The 25,069-nt window shown below is 47.4% G+C and carries 24 protein-coding genes and 1 pseudogene; 6 read left to right on the forward strand and 19 right to left on the reverse strand.

The genetic code is table 11. From position 1 onward, the window contains the following. Positions 1 to 30: 30 nt before the first annotated feature. From MKY74_RS21295 to MKY74_RS21315, 5 genes are all read right to left on the reverse strand, one after another. Complete coding sequence (locus MKY74_RS21295) at positions 31 to 1,554, reverse strand: extracellular solute-binding protein (protein ID WP_076165253.1); 1,524 nt, start codon at positions 1,552 to 1,554, stop codon at positions 31 to 33. Between the two features lie 47 nt (positions 1,555 to 1,601). Then, complete coding sequence (locus MKY74_RS21300) at positions 1,602 to 2,480, reverse strand: carbohydrate ABC transporter permease (protein ID WP_076165251.1); 879 nt, start codon at positions 2,478 to 2,480, stop codon at positions 1,602 to 1,604. Positions 2,481 to 2,511: 31 nt separating this feature from the next. Then, a complete protein-coding gene (locus MKY74_RS21305; RefSeq protein ID WP_144025323.1) occupies positions 2,512 to 3,483 on the reverse strand; it encodes an ABC transporter permease in 972 nt (323 codons plus the stop codon). Between the two features lie 424 nt (positions 3,484 to 3,907). After that, positions 3,908 to 4,894 (reverse strand): phosphotransferase, encoded by a 987-nt coding sequence (locus MKY74_RS21310; protein ID WP_076165243.1) that lies wholly within the window; start codon positions 4,892 to 4,894, stop codon positions 3,908 to 3,910. A gap of 112 nt (positions 4,895 to 5,006) precedes the next feature. Then, positions 5,007 to 5,918 carry an aminoglycoside phosphotransferase family protein gene (locus MKY74_RS21315; RefSeq protein ID WP_076165240.1) on the reverse strand — a complete coding sequence of 304 codons (912 nt, stop codon included), beginning with the start codon at positions 5,916 to 5,918 and terminating at the stop codon, positions 5,007 to 5,009. A gap of 675 nt (positions 5,919 to 6,593) precedes the next feature. Between MKY74_RS21315 and MKY74_RS21320 the strand changes: the two genes are divergently transcribed. Further along, entirely contained in the window at positions 6,594 to 7,157 is a 564-nt protein-coding gene (locus MKY74_RS21320; protein WP_076169263.1) for an RBBP9/YdeN family alpha/beta hydrolase, read from the forward strand. A gap of 173 nt (positions 7,158 to 7,330) precedes the next feature. Here MKY74_RS21320 and MKY74_RS21325 read toward each other — a convergent pair whose 3' ends face one another. The 6 genes from MKY74_RS21325 to MKY74_RS21350 all read right to left on the reverse strand — a co-directional run bounded on the left by MKY74_RS21325 (position 7,331) and on the right by MKY74_RS21350 (position 13,615). Next, positions 7,331 to 8,137 carry a nucleotidyltransferase domain-containing protein gene (locus tag MKY74_RS21325; protein WP_076165237.1) on the reverse strand — a complete coding sequence of 269 codons (807 nt, stop codon included), beginning with the start codon at positions 8,135 to 8,137 and terminating at the stop codon, positions 7,331 to 7,333. A gap of 134 nt (positions 8,138 to 8,271) precedes the next feature. Further along, on the reverse strand, positions 8,272 to 8,778 hold the full coding sequence (locus MKY74_RS21330; protein ID WP_076165236.1) for an AAA family ATPase: 507 nt from the start codon (positions 8,776 to 8,778) through the stop codon (positions 8,272 to 8,274). A 339-nt stretch (positions 8,779 to 9,117) separates the two neighbouring features. Continuing rightward, positions 9,118 to 9,837: a hypothetical protein gene (locus MKY74_RS21335; protein ID WP_244169139.1), complete on the reverse strand. Its 720-nt coding sequence runs from the start codon at positions 9,835 to 9,837 to the stop codon at positions 9,118 to 9,120. A 112-nt stretch (positions 9,838 to 9,949) separates the two neighbouring features. Then, positions 9,950 to 11,302, reverse strand: coding sequence for a sensor histidine kinase (locus tag MKY74_RS21340; protein ID WP_244169138.1), 1,353 nt, complete (start codon positions 11,300 to 11,302; stop codon positions 9,950 to 9,952). 71 nt (positions 11,303 to 11,373) lie between these two features. Next, positions 11,374 to 12,081 carry a response regulator transcription factor gene (locus tag MKY74_RS21345; RefSeq protein ID WP_076165228.1) on the reverse strand — a complete coding sequence of 236 codons (708 nt, stop codon included), beginning with the start codon at positions 12,079 to 12,081 and terminating at the stop codon, positions 11,374 to 11,376. 628 nt (positions 12,082 to 12,709) lie between these two features. After that, positions 12,710 to 13,615: an NAD-dependent epimerase/dehydratase family protein gene (locus MKY74_RS21350; protein ID WP_076165225.1), complete on the reverse strand. Its 906-nt coding sequence runs from the start codon at positions 13,613 to 13,615 to the stop codon at positions 12,710 to 12,712. Positions 13,616 to 13,796: 181 nt separating this feature from the next. On the opposite strand from MKY74_RS21350, the gene MKY74_RS21355 reads away from it, so the two are divergent. Continuing rightward, entirely contained in the window at positions 13,797 to 14,105 is a 309-nt protein-coding gene (locus tag MKY74_RS21355) for a winged helix-turn-helix transcriptional regulator (RefSeq protein WP_076169262.1), read from the forward strand. A 25-nt stretch (positions 14,106 to 14,130) separates the two neighbouring features. Here MKY74_RS21355 and MKY74_RS21360 read toward each other — a convergent pair whose 3' ends face one another. Next, positions 14,131 to 14,985, reverse strand: a complete 855-nt coding sequence (locus MKY74_RS21360; protein ID WP_076165223.1) for a LysR family transcriptional regulator — start codon at positions 14,983 to 14,985, stop codon at positions 14,131 to 14,133. A 135-nt stretch (positions 14,986 to 15,120) separates the two neighbouring features. On the opposite strand from MKY74_RS21360, the gene MKY74_RS21365 reads away from it, so the two are divergent. Next, a complete protein-coding gene (locus tag MKY74_RS21365) occupies positions 15,121 to 15,780 on the forward strand; it encodes a flavodoxin family protein (protein WP_076165221.1) in 660 nt (219 codons plus the stop codon). 487 nt (positions 15,781 to 16,267) lie between these two features. Here MKY74_RS21365 and MKY74_RS21370 read toward each other — a convergent pair whose 3' ends face one another. From MKY74_RS21370 to MKY74_RS21380, 3 genes are all read right to left on the reverse strand, one after another. After that, positions 16,268 to 16,708, reverse strand: a complete 441-nt coding sequence (locus MKY74_RS21370) for an NUDIX hydrolase (protein ID WP_076165219.1) — start codon at positions 16,706 to 16,708, stop codon at positions 16,268 to 16,270. 363 nt (positions 16,709 to 17,071) lie between these two features. Beyond that, entirely contained in the window at positions 17,072 to 17,839 is a 768-nt protein-coding gene (locus MKY74_RS21375; protein WP_076165217.1) for an isocitrate lyase/PEP mutase family protein, read from the reverse strand. 128 nt (positions 17,840 to 17,967) lie between these two features. Then, positions 17,968 to 18,492, reverse strand: a complete 525-nt coding sequence (locus MKY74_RS21380) for a DinB family protein (RefSeq protein WP_076169261.1) — start codon at positions 18,490 to 18,492, stop codon at positions 17,968 to 17,970. A 196-nt stretch (positions 18,493 to 18,688) separates the two neighbouring features. Here MKY74_RS21380 and MKY74_RS21385 point away from each other — a divergent pair. Then, positions 18,689 to 18,920 (forward strand): annotated as a pseudogene (locus tag MKY74_RS21385) (NAD(P)/FAD-dependent oxidoreductase); the annotation flags it as partial. 176 nt (positions 18,921 to 19,096) lie between these two features. On the opposite strand, the gene MKY74_RS21390 reads toward MKY74_RS21385, so the two are convergent. Both MKY74_RS21390 and MKY74_RS21395 read right to left on the reverse strand, forming a co-directional pair. Further along, positions 19,097 to 19,681 (reverse strand): LysE family transporter, encoded by a 585-nt coding sequence (locus MKY74_RS21390; RefSeq protein WP_076165214.1) that lies wholly within the window; start codon positions 19,679 to 19,681, stop codon positions 19,097 to 19,099. 813 nt (positions 19,682 to 20,494) lie between these two features. Further along, entirely contained in the window at positions 20,495 to 20,659 is a 165-nt protein-coding gene (locus tag MKY74_RS21395; RefSeq protein WP_208629230.1) for a hypothetical protein, read from the reverse strand. 471 nt (positions 20,660 to 21,130) lie between these two features. On the opposite strand from MKY74_RS21395, the gene MKY74_RS21400 reads away from it, so the two are divergent. Then, positions 21,131 to 22,144 (forward strand): LacI family DNA-binding transcriptional regulator, encoded by a 1,014-nt coding sequence (locus MKY74_RS21400; RefSeq protein WP_076165208.1) that lies wholly within the window; start codon positions 21,131 to 21,133, stop codon positions 22,142 to 22,144. Between the two features lie 416 nt (positions 22,145 to 22,560). Here MKY74_RS21400 and MKY74_RS21405 read toward each other — a convergent pair whose 3' ends face one another. Further along, positions 22,561 to 23,277 carry an HAD family hydrolase gene (locus tag MKY74_RS21405; RefSeq protein ID WP_076165206.1) on the reverse strand — a complete coding sequence of 239 codons (717 nt, stop codon included), beginning with the start codon at positions 23,275 to 23,277 and terminating at the stop codon, positions 22,561 to 22,563. Beyond that, the gene (locus MKY74_RS21410; protein ID WP_076165204.1) at positions 23,270 to 24,208 is read right to left on the reverse strand and encodes an alpha/beta fold hydrolase; all 939 of its coding nucleotides are present in this window, start codon (positions 24,206 to 24,208) and stop codon (positions 23,270 to 23,272) included. The genes MKY74_RS21405 and MKY74_RS21410 overlap by 8 nt, the downstream gene beginning before the upstream one ends. Positions 24,209 to 24,778: 570 nt before the next feature. Between MKY74_RS21410 and MKY74_RS21415 the strand changes: the two genes are divergently transcribed. After that, entirely contained in the window at positions 24,779 to 24,919 is a 141-nt protein-coding gene (locus tag MKY74_RS21415; protein ID WP_167372817.1) for a hypothetical protein, read from the forward strand. Positions 24,920 to 25,069: the final 150 nt, after the last annotated feature.

The raw sequence follows: 25,069 nt of genomic DNA on the forward strand, positions 1-25,069 counted from the left end.
AGAAAAAAGAGGGTGGTGCTTTCCAAACCTTTATTCGGAGCTGGATATCCGCTGCTGATAGGACGCATTGATTTCCTCGGTGATTTTAAGCAGGTCGGGATCGTTCTTAAGTTCTCCAACGAATCTGTCCCACTCTTCGATTGGCGCTTTCCCCAAAATGACCTTCGTCTTCATGTCCTGAATTTTCTTGCCCAGCTCGGTGCCGACCTTGGTATTCGTATCGGAATTGAGACCGACCGCAACCTCCGGCACGCTCAGCTTGGCCCGCTCGTCAATAATTTGCTTGTTCCGCTCTAGTATGTCGCTTGGCATACCCGAACGGTAGGCGCGCAAATACTTGTCGTATTTGATGAAAATTTGGCCAAGCGCCTGCTGTGCGACGATATCGGTCTTAGCCTGTTCGGTCGGCACCTTCACGCCGTTCTCTTCCTTGTAATGTACGTCCTTGATGCCGAAGCTTGCCAAATCACTGCCCTCGTCAGAAGCGCCGTAGTCCATCAGCTCGAGCAGCTTTTTCATCTTCGCTTCGGGCACGGTCTTCGGAATCGCGTACATTCCGAAGAAGCCGGAATCACGGTTGACGTAGCCGTTCAGAGAGACAAGCGGAAGGAAGTCCGCCTTCGGATCGGTCTTCCGCAGCTCCTCCGTCGGTTCCCAGGCGGCTTCGACCGTATCCTGGAAGCCTCCCGCCCGGCCCGCCTTGAGCAAATCCTTTGCCTGCGAATTTTTTAGCGTCGCGAGATCTTCGGGAAGGAGCTTCTCCCGGTACGCCTTGTTCATCCAGACGAGAGCGTCTCGGACACCAGGTAGCAGATTGACGTTCACAAGCTTGCCGTCTACCAGCGACCAATCACCGTTCGTCTTTGTGAAGACGTTCTGCAGCTGGCCGAGGGAGGCCATGCCGGATTGGTCGACGAAGCTGGCGTACCCGATCGTGTCGTCCTTGCCGTTGCCGTCCGGATCCTTTTCAACGAATGCTTTAAGGACGTCGTAAAATTCGTCGATTGTTTTTGGAACCTCGAGGTTCAGCTTGTCCATCCAGTCCTTGCGTAGGTAAACGAAGCCGCCGCCTTCGACCGGACGGACCCGGGGAATTCCGTAGTTTTTGCCGTCAGCCTGCTTTGTGTTGGTCCAGGTTTCCTTCGGAAATTTCATCAAATTTGGGTAGTCCTTAATATATGGGGTGAGATCCCACAACGCCCCCTGCGCCACCATCGTCCGAACCTGGGCGGTGAAGGCGTTATCCAGCAGCATCAGGTCGGGAATGTCGCCAGACGCGAGCGTAACGTTTACCTTGTCGGCATAGTTGTTCGGCGAGACCCATGTAATGTTCAGCTTGGTGTTGGTCCGCTTCTCGATTTCCTTGACGACGACGTTATCCTTGCCCGGCGGTTCCGGCGTGTAATACATCGTCATGATGCTGACATTCAGCGGACCGTCGCCGGAAGCTCCTCCCCCGCCTCCTCCGCCGCTGCAGCCGACCAGCAGGGCTGCGATGAACAGCAAGGAAACGGTAATCTTCGTTTTGTCAAGCTTGAACCTTCTTTTTCGCATACGCGAACCTCCCCTTTTTATTTTGCTTCTAATCGTCTGGCCTTCGTCTATTCCTTGACGGAACCGACCAAAGCTCCTTTTGCGAAATGCTTCTGCAAGAAAGGATAGACGAGTAGGATAGGTACCGTGGCGATAACGACGGCGGCCATCTTGAGCGTCTCTGGCGGAATGCGCTGCTCCGACATCATCTCAGCCGCGGCCGACCCTCCCGCCGCGGTGGATGCGTCGATCAGCATGTTCTGCAGCAGCACCTGAAGCGGATGCTTCGCGAAATCGTTAATATACAGTAGCGCCGTGAAGAAGGTGTTCCAGTACGCGACGGCGTAGAACAGTCCGAACGCCGCCATGGATGGAAGCGACAGTGGCAGGATGACCCGGTACCAGACGCTGAGATCGTTGCAGCCGTCAATCCGCGCTGCTTCCTCCAGGCTGGACGGGATGCTGTCGAAGAAGCCCTTCATCAGCAGAACGTACCAGCCGCTTGTCAGCACCGGCAAGATAAGCGACCAGATGCTGTTGATCAGATGCAGATCCCGCACAAGCAGATACGGTGGAATGATGCCCGGATTGAATAGTGTTGTCAGCAGGATGGCCAGCATGATGAACCGCCTTCCCTGCAGCCTTCTGCGGGATATCGCGTAGGATAGTCCTGAAGTAACGATGAGGCTCAGCGCGGTGCCGACGATCGCCAAGAACGCGCTGTTCCCGATAGCTCTCATGAAAGCATCGGTGGAGAGCAAATATTTGTAGGATACGAGGCTCCAATGCTGCGGGAACAGCACCAGCCCTCTCCGGATAAATTCCGACGGATCGGTGAATGACACGACGAATACATAATAGAACGGGAAGAAAGTGATCAGGCTGATTAAGCCGAGCGCGATGACGTTGATGACACCGAACGCGCGATCTCCCAAGCTTTCTCTCATTGGAACGTTCGCCTCCAGCAGGTGAAATGGGTTAGTAGACGCCTTCCTCGCCGAACTTCTTGGCCAATCGGTTGGCGCCGATGACGAGGAGCAGGCCGACGACGGACTTGAACAAGCCGACGGCGGTGCTGAAGCTGAACTGGCCCTGCCGGACACCGAGACGGTATACGTAGGTATCAAAGACGTCCGCGACATCGGAGACGGCGCCGTTCATCATCAGAAACACCTGCTCGAAGCCGACGTCCATCATATGACCGATCCGCAGAATGAGCAGAATAACGATGACGGGACGGATGGCCGTCAGCGTCACGTGCCAGATTTGCCTAAGTCGGCTCGCTCCGTCCATCTTGGCTGCTTCGTACAACTGCGGATCGACTCCCGCGATGGCGGCAAGGAAAATGATCGTGCCCCATCCTGCGTCCTTCCAGATGGACTGGAGCGTCAGCAGTCCCCAGAAATAGTTCTTGTTCGTTAGAAAATCGACCTTATCGAAGCCGAAGGCGACGAGCAGCTTGTTCACGACGCCGTCGCCGGTGGACAGAAGCAGAAACGTGATGCCGACAATGATGACCCAGGACAGGAAATGAGGTAAATAAATGATCGATTGCACGACTTTTTTGTAAGACGAAACGCGAATTTCGTTTAGTAGCACGGCGAGCAGAATCGGCAGCGGGAAGAAAAAGATCAGGCTTAGCAGATTGATCGCCATCGTATTGCGGAACAGCAGAAGGAAATCCGGATTCGAGAAAAACCGTGCGAAATGATCGAACCCGACCCACGGGCTGTTTAGGACTCCTTGATAGGGTGAATACTCCTGGAATGAAATGATCACCCCCCACATCGGCACGTACCGGAAAACGATGAAATAAATCAGTCCCGGAAGTGCCAGCAAATACAAATACTTGTCTCTCTTCAGGCCCCCCCAGACGAGGCTGGGCGGGGAGCCGGCGGCTTTTTTGCCCTCTGCGGCCGCGGTAACCTTATCCGCAGGCACGTCCATCATGGATTCCTCCTTCGAATCGGTAAAGGTGATTGTCAACGCTTTCATGCGTCTTAAGGCAAGGGTACATGCCCTGCCCATTTCTGGCAAATGCCCATTCTTGTCCGCCCGTTTCCTGGCGTTGACCATTCTTGCAGAGGCCCGAAAAGCCCTCTGCGGCGGACTATTCGGCAAAAAAAACAGCCGGCGCGCAGCTGGCTGTTTTTATTGAAGGAAGCGGCGCCTCGCTGCGCCACCCAGTCGGGAAACTTGGCTTCCTAATCAATCTGAGATCGATCTCATTTGTGTTAACCTGCCCGTTAGCTTAACAAGAACAGCAGCCGATTATGTTCCGGCTGCTGTGAGTTGTTTTGAACTATTGTATTCCGTTAGCTTAACAGAAAATGGTTAATCATTTACATTATTTCATATAATTGTTTCGTATTATTTAAATATTCCCTAACAAATCGGACATATTCTTTTGATTTTCAGCAAGCCAAATCATTTCCTTTGCGAAGCGAGCGGGAGGTATACTATGTTCATCCATGTTAGCATTTATCCACCAGGTGCTTTCCATATACCACAACAACTTTAATGAGTTTGTTAAGTAACCCTTTACTACGGTGTGTTCTTCGCTGTATCCTTCCATAAATGCTGAGGCAAGGGAGGTATCTAAATTATCATCTAACGCACATGATATAACAGCACGAGCAACATCTAGCTGCGGATAGTCATATTTTAGCCGATCAAAATCAAGGATTGCAGTTAGTCGACTATCATTAAATAATAGATTATCGACCCAAAGGTCACGATGAGCCCACCCTGATTGAAGTAATTCGAGTATTTCTATATCTATATCTTCAGTTGCCCTTCGTTGAGTTTCTATATCAGAAAGCAATTTAGTTTTACCAGCTTCCTTTGTCTGTTCCCAAACTGAGTTCCAATATGCTAAGCGTTCCTCACGCCTTGGAGGGATAAATTGTGGATTATTTTGAATACTAAGTGTCCCATCGTTTAATAATCGATGCATTTTTCCTGTTTCTCGACCTAAATCGTATATTTGATGTACATTAGCTTTACCTGGTGGAATTAGTTTGCCCTGGCAATATTCCATCACCGTGAAGAGTTCTCCGTTATCAGATTCAAGTAATATACTTTTATTGTGTGATAACAAATTGGGACACGCAAGACCTTTGTCAAATAATCTAACCTGTTGAGAGAATGCAAGCAATAGCTCCTCTGGTTTATACATCTTATATCTTTTTTTGTTGTATTGTTTAAGTAGAAATTGACCTGAATCAGTTGTAACTTTCCATTTTAAGTTTAACCAACCTCGTCTTATTACAGTAGATTCAAGCACATCCAAATCGAAAAGGCGTTGAAATGTTTTTATTATGTCATCTCGGATCATTTCTTCTGATAATATCGTCTCCATCTGACCAACTCCAAAATTTACGGTATGTACGTTATATTCCTCATGATGTCCTATATAACCTGCTTTTGCGTTATCCTGCCCGTTAGCGTAACCCCCCCACTTTGTATAGATCTCAATGCAGGCACTTGGCAAAGCGTTCCGTTATTTGTATCCCTCTGTACCAATCCGTTCCTCCGTTTTCAATCGTCCAGCACGCCTCAAGCACACCTCGCGCCACACCCCACATTGCGATTCGGTGAGGGTCCAGGTCAAGACGATCGGCTATGATTGCAATCCGGCTCCGCAGAACCTGCTCGCAGTCACCACCTCGATCCTCATAATTTAGCAGATACTGGATAGTATCAAAATGGATGTCACCCATGATGCCTTTGGGATCAATGACAGCCCATTGTTCCTCGCCATGGCGAAGGATGTTTTCATGATGCAGATCGCCGTGCAGTAGAAGATTCTCACTCGTGGTCGATATGAGATACGACAGACATTCTTCAGCATTTTCCACCCAGTTCTTAGGCAGTGGCCCGGCAATGTTCACGTCGTTGAATCGCTCGCGGTATCGCTCGATTGCCGCAAAATGCTCCCTCATGGATGGGTACCGACTACTGGTTGGTGCAGGAAGATGAAGGCGGCGAAATACTTCGCAAAAGAGACCCGTCGCACGCGCATCATCCTCAATTGATGACAACGGTGTGCCAGGGTCGGCACCTTCTAGCAGGGCCACGCCCCATTCATCGTCTGCATCTAGGACATGAATCGCCCCCCGGCCCTCATAAGCCCGAAGCACACTAACTTCCCTAGAAAGCTCATCTTTCCTGAAAGATGATTTGAGGACGGCGGGCTTCCCATTGCTGCGCTTTACACGGATCACGAAGTTATAGGATAAATCGGAAAATGGAGCTTCTGGGATAAAGTCGAAACGGCTTGCACAGTCGGCAATCAATCCAGGCAACGCTTCCGCCCATGCTACGCCTTGCTTACCGTGGAGTTCGTGCATTCTTTTAATAAACGTATCAGGGATTACAATCATACCAAATGACTCCTTTCAGAAAGTGATCTACTTCCTCTCTTATTCGACATAAGGTGTTGTAAAGCCCTGTTTCCTGCTCTAGGGAATAGTGGATCCGATGTCCGCCAAGCCCAGGATACCTGATGAAATTTGGAATGATACGGCCTCATAAGCCGTGAGCAAAACAATGGAGCAATAACGCCAGTAAGCCAGTTTCATTGATCATTTAGGTTTTGAATATCATGTTTATCCATCATTATTTTTTCAGTTGACCAGTTACTCATATCGCTCGTTTCTGATTAAACAAACCAAACGAACTTGTTCAGGATCTCGAATCATTGATTTTTCATCAAGCCGACTTTTGCGCACATGTCAGGGATGAATATTCAACATTCGGGTGGATTTTGGAGGGAATGCTAAAAAAATATAGGATTTCATCTGGCAAGTGTAGAATACAGTGGGGACACCCTCGGCAAGAATCTGCTCAGCGGGTCGCCGGTCAATCCCCGGAATGCTGTCCAGTCGATCCTGGTCATGCTAAAAAGGGGCATGCCGTTTGGCTACTCCAAATGTTGAGCATGGTTTTTGAATCATACGTTGGGTGGGAACTCATACAAGCCACTTTGAACAAGAAGATTGAAGTGATAGGAATCGTGTGCAATGATCATAACGACCATATTGGAGGTGTCTCTCATCATGAGCAGAAGTTTTCTGCTATTGTATGGGGTCGGCGGCAGTGACCCCGATCATTGGCAAACTTGGTTACATCAAGAGCTAGTAAAACGAGGTGAAACAGTCCGATTTCCTGACTTTCCAGATAAAGATCAACCTGACAGGGATGTTTGGCTCGATCATTTATCTTCTGTCTTTGAAGAAATTCCAAACGATGAAGAAGTCATCGTCGTGGCTCATAGTCTAGCGTGCATCATGTGGTTCCACTACGCGGCTTCAACTCCGAAACGAAAAATTCAGCGAGCCATTCTTATAGCCCCACCCTCGCCATTTTTGGAATATGAACCAGTGATGACTTTTTTCCCTGTACCGGAAAACATGCATGAGATCGGAATGGGTGCGAAAAAAACGTTGTTGGTTTTATCGTCAACAGATCCTTATTGCTCGGTGGAAGATGCTTCACAGTACTTTGACCTAGGGGTTCCTTGCGTGATGTTGCCTAAAATGGAACATATCAACGTTGAAGCGGGCTACGGTCCGTGGCCATGGATTCTTGATGTATGCTTGAACGAGCAAGTTACATTATGATTCGATTACGGTAAACAAAAAAGCCGCTATAATAGAGGCTCTCAATGGGACTATGATAACGTTTTGTATTGACGACGTCCTGGCCCCTTAGAGTCGCTGCTTATCGTTGTGAGGCTTGCCGAACAACTAATGCAGTGACGTCCAGACGGGCTCAGGGGACTGGATGTGGTCACTCACTTCTCAGAGTGACCAGGAACGTCAATATCATGATAGTCGAAGGAATTTCTGGAAGCAGCCATAGCATTTAACGCGTTCTCAAAATAGCTATATACTTCATCTGCAATTCCCAGAAACTCTTCAACAAGTACATTATGACTATCCAAGTAACAAGCATACAGATAATCAACTAAAGCGGAGTCAATGTCACAATAGTTTAATATGGCATTCTTCATCATAATAATGTCATCTTGCCATACACCTGTATCTTCTAAAACTAAAGAGTATAATGCACGAATTAATCTCTTAGAGTAACCTTTAATATATCTATTCTTCATTGTGTTATCACTAGCATTAGAAAGTGAACGATGTACACGATCTACTTCCTTCTTGGTCTCTGTATTTAAATCTAAAATGAACTCTGGAGAAATCATAATCGGGGGTACTTTTTCACCAACGTCATCACCATATATGCAAACACAAATAATCTTTACCCAAAAACCCCACTCATTTGGTTTACTTAATACATCGTCAATCGAGCAAATAGTCGTATCAATCTTAGTTACTACGGGATATTCATCTAAAAGCCTGTCTTTCATATTTGACAATCTTTCGTAATCAATATCTTCAGGATTTGCACATACAATAGTAAAGTCTGCATCTGACTTAAAAGGTGTAGCCTTTCCTTTGGGAATCGAGCCACACATATAAATGCTATGAATCTTATCTTTAAATTCGTTAAGGATATGATCCACATACTTATCAACAAAATCCTTATATTCACTTTGTATTTCAATTCTTTTTATAACTTTTTCTAATATCATATCGACTCCTCCTAAACTAAAAACTTCTTTCGGCTAACGTTCAGGCGTTCACGAACCCTCACCGACTTAAGTGACCGAAGGGAACGGCCGCGATGCGGTTACGGTGCAGGGTTGTCCACCTGATATTCGTTAGTTCAAGAAAGTCTTCTATCTTCCAATTGTTTAAATAATGTATTTAAACTTTCTTCTACAGTTTGATGAGCTGTATCTATGACTATGTGGTCCCGATCCCAAACATCATACTCTCTATTTCTGACCTGCTCCCACGTCGGAAGTATAAAACCTGGAATATCAGCTGTACGCATTTCGATTCGATTCCTGTGCTCGATATAATCAGAGCAAAGTACTTCAATTTCCACATAAGGTATTCCGAGAGAATCGGCCACGTTGCGCCATGCCTGGCGCGTAATTTGGATAGGGTTAACTGTATCTGCAATCACATCTAGGCCCAGTTGAAGATTCTGTGATGCAATGGCATAACACACAATGTAACCCTCAGGCCCTTCGATGGTCTTTCCAGCATCTCGCATAGCCTGCTCCACGACATCGACCCGAAGATACGTAGCCTTTAGTTCTCTTGCTAAAGCCGATGATAATGTGGTTTTTCCGGTGCCCGGCAGTCCACTAAATATGTAAAGCATTGAACTCATCTCCTTCGGGAAAAGCACCTTGGTTATTCGTCTTTGCGCCGGTTTCTTATAACGTCTAATCTACGAACTTCGTAAATAACTTCATATGTACAGTATTCGTGAAATCAATAAACTCCCCTGCCTGTTAGCTTAATAAATTTAATTAATAGTTCAATGCTTATCTAATCGGTAATCGGATCAAAAAAGCCGCTATAATAGCGACTCTCAATGGGGCTATGTTCTTGTCCTTCGACATGTGCGAGTCTATACACGAGAAAATACCTGCCCCTCTCCCGGGCAGGTATTAAAGGTGAATCGTATGAATGGCTTACCAACATCGATCACTAAATATTAATCCAGAAGGCTATAGATCTGAATGCTCTCCACCTTAGCATCCTTGATATGAAACGACATCACATCCACATAATTGGATGGCTCGTAACGGAATTCATCCTCCTCATTAGGGGCTCCGTCACCAAGCAGTTTCCCCTCAGGGTAGGCGTTTTTGAGTATATCCAGGCTATCCCCTGCTTTAATGTTTCGCACTGTCGCGTACTTAGGATCTTTCATTTCGATATGAAAGATGGAGTCTTGTTTCCCCTCCGGTATACTGATTGTTTTAATCTCCAGACCAGGATACGTATACACCTTTTCTGTAAAACCGATTAACGTATCCATGTTTGTTCCATCGCCGGCACTGTACGTATGAGATTTCAGATTATCGGGTTTGCCCAGCATCTGTTCCATCTGATCTTCATTCGCTGTATCCGAAATTGCAATGGTGTGCTCATTATAGACAAAAGCAAGCTCCTTCAGCACCACATTGCCTTCCTTCTCCATCGAACCTTCCTTAATCGCTTCAGCACTCTGTCCTCCCGAATTTCCTGAAGCAGGCGCAGTAGAATTTGATGCTCCTTCGCCTTCGGCCTGTTCGTTCGACGTGTTTTTTTCAGCCGAGTTCTGCGCCGCTTCTGGCGACTTAGCACCATTGGACTGACAGCCCGTCAGTGCCATCGTTAGTAAAATACTCAGCAGGATACCAGCTGCAGCTTTATTTATCCATTTCATCATGATCCCTCCATAAATGTGTGATTTCTTCTTATGAAGTGATTATAAAAAAGGCATTTGTTAGTCTCATAACAGAATTGTATCAATCTTGTAACGTAACTATTTATGCGCGTCTTTACGCACGGGGTAACACAATCGTAACGGTCGTTCCTTCCCCGACTTGACTTTCCAAGTCGATATATCCATTAAACCGCTCTACAATCTCTTTGCAAATCGAAAGTCCAAGACCTGAACCGTTCGCTGTGCTTGCATTTTTCGCCCGGTAAAAGCGTTCCTGCACTCTCTCCAGCTCATCACCCGCGATACCGATACCTTGATCACGTATCCGTATAACTACCTCGCTTGGCGTATGTTCCAACTTCAATTCGATTAGCGATGGACTGCCTGAATATTTGATGGCATTGTCCACAAGGTTGGCGATCGCATGGGACATCAGCATGGGATTCACGTCGGCGTGGACTCTCGTCAGAAGCTTATCCTCCGGTTCCGCTTCCGCCTCCCTGAACATAATCTTGATTCCTTTGTCTTTGGCCTTGGCACCCATATTCGTTGCGACTTGCTGAATCAGTCCGTTCATTTCCGTCCTCTCGACTTCCAGTTCGTTAGAACCAGCCTTGTCGAATCGGGATAGCAACAACAATTCATTAATCAAGCGCGTCAGCCGATCCGATTCCTGAAGCAGATGAGCATAGATTTTTTGCAGCTCCTTGTTCTCGTTCTCCCCTTCAACCAAGTATTGAGAGAAACCACGAATGGCTGCCAATGGTGTTTTTAACTCGTGAGATACGTTAGAGACAAATTGTTTCTGGTACTGAATGTAATCATGAAGCTGCCGACCCATGGAATCCAGCCCATCTGCCAGCATGCCCAGCTCATCCTTCCGATTTAGATGAACTCTCCGAAACTCCTGTCTAGAGAAACTTTGCGCGGCGCCAAGCAACAGCTTAATCGGCTTGGTTGTGTTGCGGGCAATCCACAGACTGGATAACGTAATCAGTACAATAAATCCGCCTGCACCCGCAAACAGGATATAACGGATTTGATCCATAATCGCATAGAAGTAGGAAATGTCCTCCACGAACTCATACACATAAGCGTTTTGGTAGTATTGATCCTGAATGGGAGTGGCAAAATAAAGCAGATGATTTTCCGTTACGGTGTAGGCGTAACTGCCGCTCAGGGCTTTCTCAATATTCTTTTCAAAAATAAGAGGTTTGCCATCATGAATGATGATGCCATCCACAGCCAAGCCCAGCAACTTCTTGGAGCTGTCATATATACGTACTTCCTTGCCTGAAGCTTTCAGCTTCTCCAGAGCAAGTCTGACGATTTCTTTTGTCTGCGGCTCTCCTGTCGATGATCTATGCTGTGCCAACACCTCACGAAAGGATAACTCGGACAGATCCGCCTTCTCCATCATCTGTTTTTCAATGGTAATGAAGCTGTAGTAATCGATGGCTTTATTCACCGCAAAAATGATGATGCCAAAGGACAGCACGGAGAAAAATAAATAATTCAGCAGTAACCGGGTTGCATACTTCAGGCCTCGCCACCTCCAAGCTGATAGCCAAATCCATAGATCGTCCTGACATATTTCGGTTCGTCTGCGTTATCCTCCAGCTTCTTCCGTAATCGCATGATGGTCATATCCACACTTCGACTGTCTCCCATAAAGTCATATCCCCATCCGATCTGCAGCAGCTCATCCCGGGTAAAGATTTTGTCTGGTCTTTTGAGTAACGTTTCCAGAATTTTAAACTCTTTTGCCGTTAAAGACACGGGTACACCGTTTTTCAGCACCCTTCGGCTTTCCAGATCAAATGTCAGCTCTTCATGAATGATGCGTGTAGCTTTCACTTCTGTTCCTTCACTTGATTCCTCCCTGCTCTCGTTTCTTCTCAGAATCACCTTGATCCGAGCGAGCAATTCACGATTGTCAAAGGGTTTGGTCATGTAATCTTCCGCCCCTAGCTCTAGTCCCAACACCTTGTCGATTACTTCATTTTTGGCAGAGAGCATGATCACAGGAACAGCACGTTTCCCGGTGATTTCCTTGCACAGGTCATATCCGGAGCAGTCAGGCAGCATCAAGTCAAGCACCACCAGGTCCGGCCCAAAAGCATCGAGCAGCTGCAGGGCTACTTTACCGTTTTCAGCCGTTTGAACGACGTAGTTTTCTCTTCTCAGTACAAGCTCAATTAAATCTCTGATTGCGACTTCATCGTCAATGACAAGTATTTTCTTCAATGTGCACCCCTTCTAGCCTTGTTCCCCAGCTTGAATCATAATTTACACTCATCTTAGCACAGACACTTTAGATTCCTCCATCAACTGGATGATGAGGTATATTGTCAATGGACATACACCTATCCTCACGCCCCGCTCTCGAAATGCAAACAAATCTACAATATATTCAATCTGTCGGAACGCAGCCCAGATAAAGCTATAAGCTATATAACTCCGTCAGCGCGGACAGCAGCTTATCGCTGTTGGTTCTTCTTTCGCCCTGCTCAGCCACGCATATTTGGAAGCTTAGAACTATCCCCCAATACCTGCACGAAATAACCCATTGCCTTATGCCTTATATTTCTGGTAACCGAACAACGTGCATTTACCCAGGCAAGCACATCCGTGGTTGATACTTCTTATCAAGCACGATTAACCATATATGTTCTTGTCGTCGGTTTTTTACAAGAACATAGATCGTTACAACAAACAAAGCCGCTGTTACGCGGCTTTAAGTGTGCATGATCTTGTCATCTTACAGTAAATTTGCGTCTAACTATGCATTTTGACAAAAAAATGGCATTCAAACTTTGCAGTCTGAATGCCTGGCATGTTGAACGTTTTTGACTCCTATGCTCATATCAGAACGTCACTTTTTATAGCACCCATTTTCAATTTCTTCGAGCAGCGCAGTCCCTTTCGGATTCCATCCCAGCATTTTTCGTGCTTTTGTCGAACGAATGCGGCTATTGGAACCGAAAGCAAAATGAGCAGCTTCAGGGCCCCATTGCTTAATCGCCTCATCAAGACTCATCATTTCCGTTTCCGGCCCTAATTCGAATGCCCGATTGATCGCCTCACCAATCTCTTTCATGGAGGCTTCGCCGTGCTCGGCAAAAAAGAAAGAACCGGCCGGCGCGCGCTCTATCGCTAATAGATATAGCTCGACAAGGTCGTCGATGTGAACGTTCGACCAGACATTCTCGCCTTTTCCGATATGACACGCTGCCCCACGCTTCAATGCAAGCTCGATCAGCCAAGGAACTTGTATGCTATCCTTATGGATACCATAACCTGTGCCATAAATCAGCGAAGGGCAAATGACCATCGAACGTATGCCGCGATTGGCGGCCGCGAGCACTGTCCGGTCGATCATGACGCGCGCCAATTTTTCGGGAAGTGGTTCGATGATTTCTTCATGATACACCTTACTGGCGTATTCTCCCGCCGCCTTATCCCCGACAATACTGGAACCGCTCGTATGAACGAACGTTTTGCCGCTTCCTTCAAGCGCCGTTAATAGCGTCGTCACCGCGAAGATGTTATCCGAGTCCGCAGCGTTAACCACGATGTCAGCTTCCTTTGCCGCCTGTATGAGCGGTTCGAAATCGTTTAGAGTGCCGATATATGGTGAAATACCTAATTCCCTTAACTTGGCAGCTCCCTCGTCTGTTCGGGTCAACCCTGTTACTTGAAAACCTGCCTGACGCAACTTGAGCGCGACCGACCCGCCGATATAGCCCGTCGCACCGGTCACGAACACCTTCTTGTTCATTTGAGAAGCCTCCCTATATAATAAAAAATAAAATTAATTTCAATCCTTACCATAAAGGGAACATGCATGCTTGTTAAGTAGGCACTTTTAATTGCGTTAGTTTCCAATAAGAAAGTATTAAACAGGAGGGAGAACCGTGAAAAACGAGGAAAACGACTATGCCGCTTACGTCACACTGAACATGATCGGCGGCAAGTGGAGTCTACTAATTTTGTGTCATTTACGAAAAAGGACTGTCCGTTTTTGCGAATTTCCGAAGCTTATTCCCGGACTTACACAAAAAATATTGACAAAGCACCTGCGTGAGTTGGAAAATCACGGACTCGTTCACCGGACCGTCTTTCCGGAAATTCCGCCTAAGGTTGAATACTCACTTACAGATCATGGGAAAAGTCTTGGACCCGTTCTGGATTGTCTCGAACAATGGGGAAAAGATCATTTAAACCGAGCGCGATCCTTAAACAGGTGTGCCGACAACTCCGCAGATTAACTCATTTTCGTCAAGACGCGTTCAATTACAGCCCTTTCAAGCGTACCATTTCGGCAAAAGCCGCAAACGCTTTGCTGCTGAATCGGTCGTTTCGGCGAACGAGACTCGTGCTCGTAAAGCGAAGGCGTTCCGGTATCTGGTAAGACCCTAACGACCGGTACTCCCCTTTAAGGACGGATGCCGGCAGCAGTGTGCAGGCAAGCCCCGACTTGACACAGCTCATCAGCGTTTCCAGCGAACCAATTTCAATGAAGTTCTTTCGCAAAATTCCCGCACTGTCAAGCCACTCCTCAAGCACCCTTCGGAAAGGGCAACCTATTGGAGAAACCGCCCATCTTGCGCTCGATAAATCTGGGTACGCGCCAGCCATCCCGCTGGTCAAAAGCATAATTTCATCTTTTACCGTATATTCGAAAATCAACTGCGATGGCGCTATATCGCCCGTCACGAATGCTCCGTCAAGCCTACGGTCCATCACCATTGACAGCAGCTCAGATGAGGATCCGGTTACCAATGACAACGACACTTCAGGATAGCAGGATTGAAAATCCGACAACACATTCATGAAATTGCCGCAGGTCACGGTTTCCACCACCCCAATAACAAGAGGTCCACTGGGATGCGACTTCTCCTGCACCGCTCTAATTGCTTCGTCGGCAAGGCTCAAGATCGCGAGCGCATAATCGCGAAACTGGGCACCTTTTTCCGTCAGTCGGACCCCTTTGGGATATCTATGGAATAAATCGGCTCCGATTTCCGACTCCAGCTTCTGAATCCGGGCCGTCACGTTAGACTGGACATAATCCAGTTTTTTCGCCGCGCGGGAAATCCCGCCTTCCTCTGCCACGCTTATGAACACTTTAAGGTCCATCATTTCCATATCTATATTCCTCCGAAAGCCCATCAATATTAAAGATGGATATATCAATACCAATCATTATACGGTATGGATTATTTAGATTACAATTTGCTTATGGAAAATGACTTTACACCCGGAGGTGGAAAGGAGTAAAAGATGACTTCAACGACAGAGAATCAAAAGGTGCTTGTTCTTATAGGAAGTCCCCGACGGAACGGCAACTCTTCCGAGCTGGCTGATGCGGTCCGTCGGGGTGCGGAGAAAGCCGGAGCTACGGTGGCAATAAGGTTTATAGACGATTACATTTCGAGTTTTCTACGCGACTGCAGGATATGCCGGAAGCCTGACGGAGAATGTTCAATCGCTGACGACTTTCGTTCGTTGTTTATCGACGACTATTTGTCTGCTGACGGAGTCGTGTTCTGCTCCCCGGTTTATTGGTACGGATTATCCGCCCAAACGAAATCATTCTTTGACCGCACGTTTTGTTACAATGCGGCTTCCCATCCCGATTCGGCGCAGATCATCCAGCGCATGTCCGGCAAACGCATTGGACTTGTGTTATCTTCCGAGGAGACGTACCCGGGAGCTACGCTCGGAATCATTCATCAACTTCAGGAATTTTCCCGATACACTCACTCCGAGTTCGTCGGCGTCGTCCGCGGGGTCAGCAATAGCCGTGGAGAAGTGATCCACGATCCGGGTTTACCCATGCAGGCTGCAGAGCAGCTTGGGCGCGACTTATTCGTGCGCAAATATACCGACTACCGTCTTGATATGGAAAGAAGTGGTAGGGTATGGCCTGCCACGGATTGAACAACACGGCTACTGATGCGCCTAGTGGGTGACTATGTACTTGACCGTTATTGCCTCTGGATTTTCCTTCAGAGGCTTTAACTTTAAGTCACGATATATTTCAGCATCTTTTGAATCCAAAATACGAATCTCCATTTTTCACCTCGACATACTCACATTTTTAAATCATATCCAATATATATAATAGAAAAAGCAGCAGCTAAGCGGCACTAAAGATGTATGTTTTTGTCGTCTTACAGGATGGTCACCGTTATCTGATGCATCCCCGTCTTTTCTTAAAATAACTGCCATCCTTCCGAATATCGAACATTCTTGAATACTAACTGAAACTGTTCCGCTCGTATTCCTTTTTTTCTAATCGGATTACGTTAGTCGGTAAATCGCAAGGTACATCCAGCTGGATGTTTAATTGTACCTGGGTGCTGATCGACAGCTTCTTCCTGTTCGTTTATTCAACTATCGTTTCCCCTTACTTCAACAAACTGTATTAAGAATTGTGATTGATAGTTCCTCTGAGTACATATGGTGCTGATGATTTACCAATTATAAGTCCCTTTAACTCACTTGGTATATGTATGTATTCCTCTGCTCTTTGTGGTTCCATCCAAGTAACTTCCTCAATTTCTTCTGGAAATGAGATATTTATTTCTCCACCAATTACATTCCCCCTAAAGGTAAAGAAAATTGTGTGATGTTCCCTATCTACAAAAAACGCTTCGCTTACACTGAAAATACCATTTATTTCAACCTCTAAGCCCGTTTCTTCTTTTACCTCACGAATAGCAGCTTCTTCAAGTGTTTCTCCACGTTCAACTGTTCCACCAGGAAGTGTATAGTAGGAAGATTTCATACCCTTGTTTTTGACCATCAATACATTTTTTTCTTGTTCATCAAAGAGAAGCACGTAGGCAACATCTACTCTTTTCATTTAATGAATCCCTTTCTCGAAGAAATGTGAATTATCAACAATTCGTTACTTTATATGAACTATCCTGCCCTTTAGCCTAATGCTGAAGCCATTTTGGCTTTGTAACTCCATTTATGCGGGTATCAGCTTATCGCACTCAGTTTATAAAATGCTTAAAACTACATCTGTAATGAGGAATCATCTATAGGAGGAATCATCTATAGAGTGAAAAGAAAAGGCACCTAATGAAGTGCCTTTCACGAGCCCTCTATTTTAGCTTCCCACGTCGACTCATGGAACGCCCGCACGACTCTCGCGCCGTTCGTGAGCCGCCGCACACATCCAGTAAATCGTTGTGGAACTTTTACGTTATCCTTTCTTCAGTTAATCGAATAGCAAAGACGTATCCTGAGATTCATAAATTTGAGCCGCGCACGTATCCAGTAATGATTGAAGCTTCCGATATAAGGCGCCGCCGAGACTTAACCGCTTGACGCCAAGTTCCTGGAGTTTTTTACAACTTGTAAGCCCTGGCACAGACATAAGGTTTAGAGGCGCGGCAATTTGCTCTACAGCCGCTTTTATTTCGACATCGTCCTTCAATCCAGGAACAAAAATTCCACTTGCGCCGCTTTCCACATAGGCTTGCGCCCGGACTGTCATTTCGTTGTACGGATCCATACTCAGCAAATAGGTATCTGTTCTTGCATTAATATAAAAATCTTTATAGCCACTCTTCTCTAGGGCCCCTCTGATTTTCGATAAAAGCCTGCATTGTTCGTTCAATGGTTTGAGTCCTGCTTGATTCTTGCGAGAATCCTCTATATTGATCCCCGCAACGCCTATATCGGCAAGTTTCAATACATTCTCGACGATCGTATTTTCATCTTTTCCGTAACCCGACTCTATATCGGCAGAAACAGGGATGTTCACATGATCCAATATCGTTTTTACACGATTTAGTATTGTATCAAATTCAATTCTTTCACCATCCGGATAACCCAAGCTTTTCGCTATTCCCCAGCTGGTTGTACCGATAGCTTTGAATCCGGCTTTCTCCAGAGACAACGCAGAAAACAAGTCCCACGCGACTCCTAACAATAAAAGCTCGTTTGATTGATGTAGTACTTTAAACTCCTGAATTTTGTTCATACCTATATTCCCTCCTGCATCCTTGTAGTAAAGCTAATCCTCCAACTGCTTCCGTCCGGTATCAGGCAATTCGACCCTGACGAACCCATCTATCAATGAATTTCCTGACTTTTCGAAAGCAGAAGAAATCAGCTCCTTTTTAAAATGCCTAAGTATGCACTCCACGGTCCAACGTCAGCCCGGTATCTCTCCGCCATCACCCGAACCATTTGCACCATGTGCGTAAAATCATGAACAACCCATGCAGAGAGGAGCTCCCTTAACTTCACGACGCCGAATTCCGGATGCATACCGGTCTTTTCAAGATCGTGAGGATTGACGACTGCCCTCAGTTTGGATATGTTCGCCATTCTAATCGCACGGAACTCTGATAATGCCTCTTCAACGGTTCTCTCGGAAGTGTCTTTCAAGTGGGCATAGCGGTCGAATACGGGAAACGGATTGTTTTCCCCTTCCGCAAGAATGGATGCTATCCGCGGGATCCAGTTATGCTTCTCCGCTTCAACGAGGTGCTCAACGACTTCAAGCGTGTTCCAGGTTCCCTCCCCTTCATTGCCATGCAGCCATCCCTCGGATAGACCGGATAAGAAGCACTCCAAGGTTTCCGGCGTGCGCTCCAAAATCTCAAAGGCTTCATGCATATGGAAGTTCATATCAACACTCCTTTTCGCTATATTCAAGCTCATCTTCAAACAAGCACTAGACCTCCTGGACGGTGCAAAAATTTCTGACCACAGCGGTTCGATTTCCGATACCGTTTTGTATGACCAATGAGCTGTGAAGCCTTCTCTATCGTCACGCCGCATTGAAATCGCCAAGCATGGATGATATACGTCCAGTTACCCGGCCGGCGTCTTCGCGGTGATCGGCCACACGCCGAACACCAAGTTCCTGACGGACGGACGAAACCGGCTACGTTCAGGTGAAGCCAGGAACGACCGAAACGAACATTCCGGGCGTATTCGCCTGCGGCGACGTGCAGGACGTGCGCTTCCGTCAAGCGATTTCCGCTGCCGGAACCGTATGCATGGCAGCCATGGACTACGAGAAGTTCCTGGAAGGCAGCATGGTGCATGACTGAGCGAAACAATGTAAAGCGGATCAAAACGTACATAGAGAAGGAGCCGGGGACGCCTCCTTTTTACATAAGAATGGAGAGTGGGCCGTTACCTGATCCTGCTGAGTAAAGTGGCGCATTATGCGTGCTAGTCTCTGTGTTGCTAGTTTCCGTGGATGGTATGCAGGGCACTGTGCCTTTTATTCGATTAAGATGGAAACCGCGCTGTATGCGAGAAGCAGGCCCATCGCGACGTTAAACGGGGTTTGGTACGCCGACAGCAATCGCTGAAATATGGAGCCGAACATGCTCCAACAGAAGGTGCTTATCACGCTCAAGAGTGCCAGAAACAAAGAGAAGCTGATCAAGGCCAGATGGGAAGAATGGTACGGGAGAATAAAAGTCGATACGGACGTTATGGCGTACAAAATGCCTTTGGGATTGATAAACTGCAGAAGCACCGCCGTCAGAAAGCGGTTGTTTTTGTCCTCTCTGCTGCTCGTAGCTTTCTTGCGATGGAACACGATTTTAACGGCGAGATACAGCATATAGGCCGCTCCCAGAATCGTCATCCACCACCGGATGCCGGGAATGAGATGTTTAAGCAACAGATTGCAGTAACTGCACAGCAGCGCAACGACAAAAAAACCGGCGCCAACACCCAGACAAAATGGGATCGTTCGTCGAAAACCGTACTGGTGGGCAAACAACATCGCCATGAAATTGTTGGGGCCCGGGGTAAAGGTGCTCACTAAAATATAGACTAAAAACGAAAATACAGGCATCTTGGATCTCCTCTGCTAGTTTGTTATAATGTCCAAAAAATACGCTATAACGCATTTCGGCGCTACATGTGGGAACAGCAGCCGGATGGCCAGCGCGGCGTGCAGGACAACCCCTCAGACGATCCAGAACGTCGTGCGCCAGTCGAACGTCATGGTAACCCACGTCCCGAATAGGACGCCCAGGATCAGCGAGATGATCTGCCCAGCAATGACGATCGCCACCGCGCTCCCCCACTTTGCGGGCACGGCCAGAGTGGAGGCGTGGGGACGGCCACCTGTGAGAACAGGCATGTCCCCAACGCGGCTACGATCCGTCCGGTCAGCATCAGGCTGTACGAGGAAGCGAATCCGCAGACCACGTTTCCAACGGCAAGCAGTAGCAGCAAACCGAACAACAATCTCCTGCGTTCTATCCTCCCGGGCAGTGTCGTCAGCAACGGCGACGACACTGATAAACAAGCGAGAACACCGTCACCAGCTGTCCGGCAATCGCCGTCGACACATGCAACGCCGCCGATCATGACCCTTCTCAAGCCATCGCAATGAAAACTATAACCAGGTTCATTCACGGCTGGAACCAGAGGTCTTCTCAACGTCAACATAACTAAATCAGTTTCATTGAACACCGAGATACGCCCCCTCCGTCGGCCTATAAAAAAATACAGCTGCTTGGGGATCCCAATGTCACTTACTCTCTCAATGCTACTGAATTAGTTGCATTGATCGACGCGGAAAATAACGCCAATCGGCTTACTCTAACGGCAGACCGGCTTCCTCGGACGGCTCCTGCGACCGATTCCCTTTTCCGATGACTCAGGTCCTTCGGTCGTTCGGCTTCTCCGAGCCAGAAGCTGTTCCCGGCCTGTGCTTCTCCGATCCCCTCTGGTGAGCGGCTCTCCTCGGTTCGTCCTTCTCCACCCAAAAAGCCTGCCAAGTCAAAATATGAAGCGCGATCGTATAACGGCTGACGATGATCATGCGAGGCACCCCCTTTCAATAAAACCATTATAGTTACATTGAATCACCCCCGTCAACGGCCCCCCGGCATGTTCTCCAACTATATCAAGGATGCAAGCAACATGTTTACGTGCATAATGATGGTGCGGCAGAAACTCATCCAACACCGAATAATCAGTCGGAAGCACTCGATCACTTTCTTCATGGTTAGATCCGGGGTTTCTGTTGGGAAAACAGCACTATCCAATATGACTCCATGCTTATTACGGATACCGCATACAAACTTTGTCCCTCCAGCTTCAATCGCTCCGATAAGCATAAAATCCCCTACAATATTGTCCTGTTCTGCACATTTTTTCGCTCTTTCGCTTCATTTTACTTGTACATCAAAAAGATATCCGAACAATAATGAAAACGTTATACGTATAATGTTGCAATCTAAATGCTTTTTGATATCCTAAAGAAGTAGAATACACGGGAAGGTTGAGATTAATGGTTAATATTACGATTGCCGATGTGGCGGCCAAAGCCGGCGTTTCGCTTGCGACAGTATCTCGAGTGCTAAACAGCCGCGATGGAAGTATAAAGATCAGTGAAAAGACAAGGCAAAAAGTGCTGCAGTCGGCCCAAGAACTCGGTTATCAGATCAATCCTTTCGCCGCTGCTCTCCGATCAAAGCGCTCAGGAGTCATCGGTGCGATCATTCGCGACATTCATGACCCCTTCCTATCGCTTCTTGTACGTGAAGTGCAAAAAGCCGCTCACGATAAAGGAATGGAAATGCTTATGGGACACGCCGATTACGATGCGCATACTGCAGAGCGTCAGCTGCATTTCATGATAAACCATTGGTTCGATGGTCTCGTTCTAATTGGAAATCTGTCCACCCATTCTCTTCTGGAACGCAGCAAACAAAGCGGTCCCCCCATTGTATCGATTACCGGGGACAGTTCACTACCAATTCCGCAGGTAAGAACAGATGACGCCAAAGGCGTTCATCTAGCTCTCGATCATTTAATCGAGCTGGGTCACCACAGTATAGGTTTCCTTGGGAATCTAGAGCACGGTGGAGTAAGAACACGATTGAGAGCCTTTAAAGATTACTTGCAGCACCGTGGTTTTGAGCCAGACGAAAGCCATATTCTAGACGCTCGCGACCGGTTTACCGCTTTCGAACGTTCCAAAGCGCTCTTTGAATGTCGCAAAACTCCCTCGGCCCTGTTCTGCGCGTCGGATCAGTACGCCTTGAGCGCAATCCGTGCGGCTTGGTATCTAAACAAGCGAATACCAGACGACCTGTCCATTATTGGATTTGACGATATTGAAGAAGCGGCTGATTCCTTTCCGCCGCTAACAACCGTGAAGCAACCAGCGCGAGAACTTGCCATTACGGCAATCGACCTGCTCACCGGCTTTATCGATGGAACGCTTGATACGATTGCGCAAAGCGAATCCGTTGTCGAGCCGCAACTAATCATCCGGCAAACTACTGCTACCCGAGTCTAGCTGAGAAGTTTGGTCCGTCCGCTTGCGGATGACTCTTAAGATGCTTCCATAATACGCAACATTTCGATCGCAATTTGTAACACTTCACCAAATCGCTCCTTCGGAACTGAGCACCTAAAAAAACAATTTGGTTGCCTCGCACAATTTTCCGATAGACGGTGAAACCACGAGAATCAAGGCCGGAGGGTTGTCACAAGCTCCAAACGGGGGTTGCCTTGTTGATGTCCGCCAACTCGCCGGCTCCCTTAGCGATGGCTTCAGCGGTCATTCCGAATTTACTCTTAAGAAATCAGGCCCCAGTAACTGTTGTAAAATGTCAGGCCAACTGACTGATCGGGGATACCTGTTATTTGTATGGGGACTATAACCCCATGTGTTTGAATCGCCATTACGCAGTAAGTATGGTAGTCATCCAGTCATTCCTTTCCGGAACCCAGTGTACGGTTATAAGAAGTCCGAATTGGCACGCTGACTTCCCCAATATGAATATGGCTCTTACTTGACCCGCCATTCTTGCTCACCAGCTTGACGGATTTGAAGTTATCGACGACAACCGCCGCTCCCTCGCCCTTCAATAATCGATCCACACCAACACCTGCAACATACATTCCTGCCGCCACCGCTGAACGAACACCGCTACTGGCATCTTCGAACACAATGCAACTGCCGGGGTCGACGTTCAACCGTTCGGCAGCCAGAAGATAGCAGTCCGGAGCAGGTTTTCCTTGAGCGATGTGCTCGGCTGTAACGATTACATCAAAGTAAGTCTGCCATTTCATCTGGTAAATGACCTCGTTCACCTTTGACGCAGAAGCACTCGTTACAAGCGCGGTCTTTACACCCGCCTCGCGTACGGATGCCAAAAATGTTGATACGCCGATGATTTCCTGATAGGTCATCGTTGCTTCATGCGATTCAAGTTTGGAAAGAACCACAGCACGTTCGATAGAAGTCAGCTTAGGGAATAGACGGTCCAGTGTATAGGAAGCTTGACACCCATAGATAAATTGATTAAAATCCGACGGTTTCAAGCGGATGCCACATCCAGTGGCGACCTGGTTCCAAAATTCCTTGACGGAAGATTGTGTGTCGATAAGAACTCCATCCATATCAAATGCAATTGCTTTAAACATGCGGATACCTCCGAGATTTTACAAGTGAGGGATGATGAAGATGCAGCGATTCTAACGCTTCCGCAACCGCATCAGGGCGCTGCCGCGGCAGAAAATGTCCTGCTCCGCGGACGACTCTTCTTTCCGTGCCTTCGATAAATTTGGACATCAGTTCCTCCGATCGGAAGAGAGGGTGGACCGTATCTTCATCTCCGTGCAGCACCATTGCCGGAACTTCAATTTGCGGTAATGTCGATAGATACTTTTCAGTCTCGACGAATGCAGGATCACCGTTATCATTTCGATGAACATGCCTGTACTCCTGAATCACCACTTGTACAAAATCCGGATTCTCGAATGAATGGGCCGTTCGCTCGAAGGTAAGATCGTCAAAATGCCAGCTAGGCGACCAGCGTTCCCACAACTTTCGACAGATCTCTCTTCGATAAGCTTCCAGTCCCGCTTTTCCACGCTCCGTATTAAAGTACCATTGATACCAGCATTCTGCTTCCAGGGCCGGAGGAGCCGGCTTAGGAGGAGACATCACATCGTGGACATCATAACCGCCGATTGCTACCAGAGCTCGAATTCGTTTCGGGTTCAGGATCGCGGCGACGCAACAGGCTCGACATCCCCAATCATAGCCGGCTATAGACGCCCGTTCGAGCCGCAAGGCATCCATGAATTGCAATAAATCCAACCCCAATGCAGCCTGCTGCCCAACCCTTGGCGTATCCGGATCGATAAATCGAGTCGGACCATAACCCCTCAAGTACGGCATCAATACCCGGTAGCCTGCCGAAGACAATATTGACGCCGTCCCATCCCAAACACGAACGTCATCGGGGAAACCATGCATCAGGATAACAGGGAAGCCGTCTGGCGCCCCCTCCTCTTCGTAAGCAATTTCCAACTGCGGCGTTCGAACCGTTTTCACTTTCACTTCACTCATTTGGGATCACCTCAAAATATTGATCTGTCAAGTCGTTGCAAACATTAGACCGCTTTCCTTTTTGTCGCAAAGTCAACCCATATGCGAAAATCGAGTCGAAAGTGTCAGGCTTTACCGGTGAGACCTCCAATAGATCGTAGCCTGCCCGTGAAGCGCGCTGGATCGCAAGCAGTCCAGACTCGTTTGACCATTCCGCCAATCCAGGAGAGTGCAAGAATTCCATATTGAATCGCCATTCACTTCAACCTCTCCATGCTCAACTCGGTATTTCTTATTGTCGTTTTGGCTTGCACCAATAAACCCACACACTTTCAGCAATCGAATAAGTAAGATCCCCTCCTTAATGCAATCGATATACGTTAAACGTTTTCACTACCATCATATTGGAACCTGAAATTATTTGTCAATAGCCATTTTCAGCGAATCGCTTCAAAGGAAGCCTTAGTCCATTGTGCTACTGTACAAGCATCGTGCGCTCCCGAAGCTTCCCGATTTTTCGCTCAGCATGTAAATAAAGGCACCCTGTAGAGGTGCCTTTATCGTATGTTTTATTAATAGAGACCGACAATTTTGTCGGCGATTGCGCTGATCCACGAGATATACAACGTCTTCAGCTTCGATTTCGCCGGCGAGCTGTCGACGAAGCCGGAAGAAGCGCTTGGCACGATAGAACCAGTGGACAATATGATTGATACGTTGTCAAGAATGTAGAGGTAGGCGTGACATTCCTTCCCATCTTGAACATTCTCAATATAGCGAAATAAAAGAGCTCATTGAGAGCTCCTCAGATTGTCGAGAAACCCACGTCTTTGAGACGTTGGGTTTCTCTTTTTTTATTTGCAGTTGCTAAAAAGCCTAAAA

This window comes from Paenibacillus sp. FSL R5-0378 (assembly GCF_038009285.1).
In the GTDB taxonomy this organism is placed as follows: Bacteria; Bacillota; Bacilli; order Paenibacillales; family Paenibacillaceae; genus Paenibacillus_AQ; species Paenibacillus_AQ favisporus.

Coding starts and splice junctions, on each gene's coding strand:
- MKY74_RS21295 (WP_076165253.1), bottom strand. CDS start 1,554: ATGCGAAAAAGAAGGTTCAAGCTTGACAAAACGAAGATTACCGTTTCC.
- MKY74_RS21300 (WP_076165251.1), bottom strand. CDS start 2,480: ATGAGAGAAAGCTTGGGAGATCGCGCGTTCGGTGTCATCAACGTCATC.
- MKY74_RS21305 (WP_144025323.1), bottom strand. CDS start 3,483: ATGATGGACGTGCCTGCGGATAAGGTTACCGCGGCCGCAGAGGGCAAA.
- MKY74_RS21310 (WP_076165243.1), bottom strand. CDS start 4,894: ATGGAGACGATATTATCAGAAGAAATGATCCGAGATGACATAATAAAA.
- MKY74_RS21315 (WP_076165240.1), bottom strand. CDS start 5,918: ATGATTGTAATCCCTGATACGTTTATTAAAAGAATGCACGAACTCCAC.
- MKY74_RS21320 (WP_076169263.1), top strand. CDS start 6,594: ATGAGCAGAAGTTTTCTGCTATTGTATGGGGTCGGCGGCAGTGACCCC.
- MKY74_RS21325 (WP_076165237.1), bottom strand. CDS start 8,137: ATGATATTAGAAAAAGTTATAAAAAGAATTGAAATACAAAGTGAATAT.
- MKY74_RS21330 (WP_076165236.1), bottom strand. CDS start 8,778: ATGCTTTACATATTTAGTGGACTGCCGGGCACCGGAAAAACCACATTA.
- MKY74_RS21335 (WP_244169139.1), bottom strand. CDS start 9,837: ATGATGAAATGGATAAATAAAGCTGCAGCTGGTATCCTGCTGAGTATT.
- MKY74_RS21350 (WP_076165225.1), bottom strand. CDS start 13,615: ATGAACAAGAAGGTGTTCGTGACCGGTGCGACGGGCTATATCGGCGGG.
- MKY74_RS21355 (WP_076169262.1), top strand. CDS start 13,797: ATGATCGGCGGCAAGTGGAGTCTACTAATTTTGTGTCATTTACGAAAA.
- MKY74_RS21360 (WP_076165223.1), bottom strand. CDS start 14,985: ATGGAAATGATGGACCTTAAAGTGTTCATAAGCGTGGCAGAGGAAGGC.
- MKY74_RS21365 (WP_076165221.1), top strand. CDS start 15,121: ATGACTTCAACGACAGAGAATCAAAAGGTGCTTGTTCTTATAGGAAGT.
- MKY74_RS21370 (WP_076165219.1), bottom strand. CDS start 16,708: ATGAAAAGAGTAGATGTTGCCTACGTGCTTCTCTTTGATGAACAAGAA.
- MKY74_RS21375 (WP_076165217.1), bottom strand. CDS start 17,839: ATGAACAAAATTCAGGAGTTTAAAGTACTACATCAATCAAACGAGCTT.
- MKY74_RS21380 (WP_076169261.1), bottom strand. CDS start 18,492: ATGAACTTCCATATGCATGAAGCCTTTGAGATTTTGGAGCGCACGCCG.
- MKY74_RS21390 (WP_076165214.1), bottom strand. CDS start 19,681: ATGCCTGTATTTTCGTTTTTAGTCTATATTTTAGTGAGCACCTTTACC.
- MKY74_RS21395 (WP_208629230.1), bottom strand. CDS start 20,659: ATGATCATCGTCAGCCGTTATACGATCGCGCTTCATATTTTGACTTGG.
- MKY74_RS21400 (WP_076165208.1), top strand. CDS start 21,131: ATGGTTAATATTACGATTGCCGATGTGGCGGCCAAAGCCGGCGTTTCG.
- MKY74_RS21405 (WP_076165206.1), bottom strand. CDS start 23,277: ATGTTTAAAGCAATTGCATTTGATATGGATGGAGTTCTTATCGACACA.
- MKY74_RS21410 (WP_076165204.1), bottom strand. CDS start 24,208: ATGAGTGAAGTGAAAGTGAAAACGGTTCGAACGCCGCAGTTGGAAATT.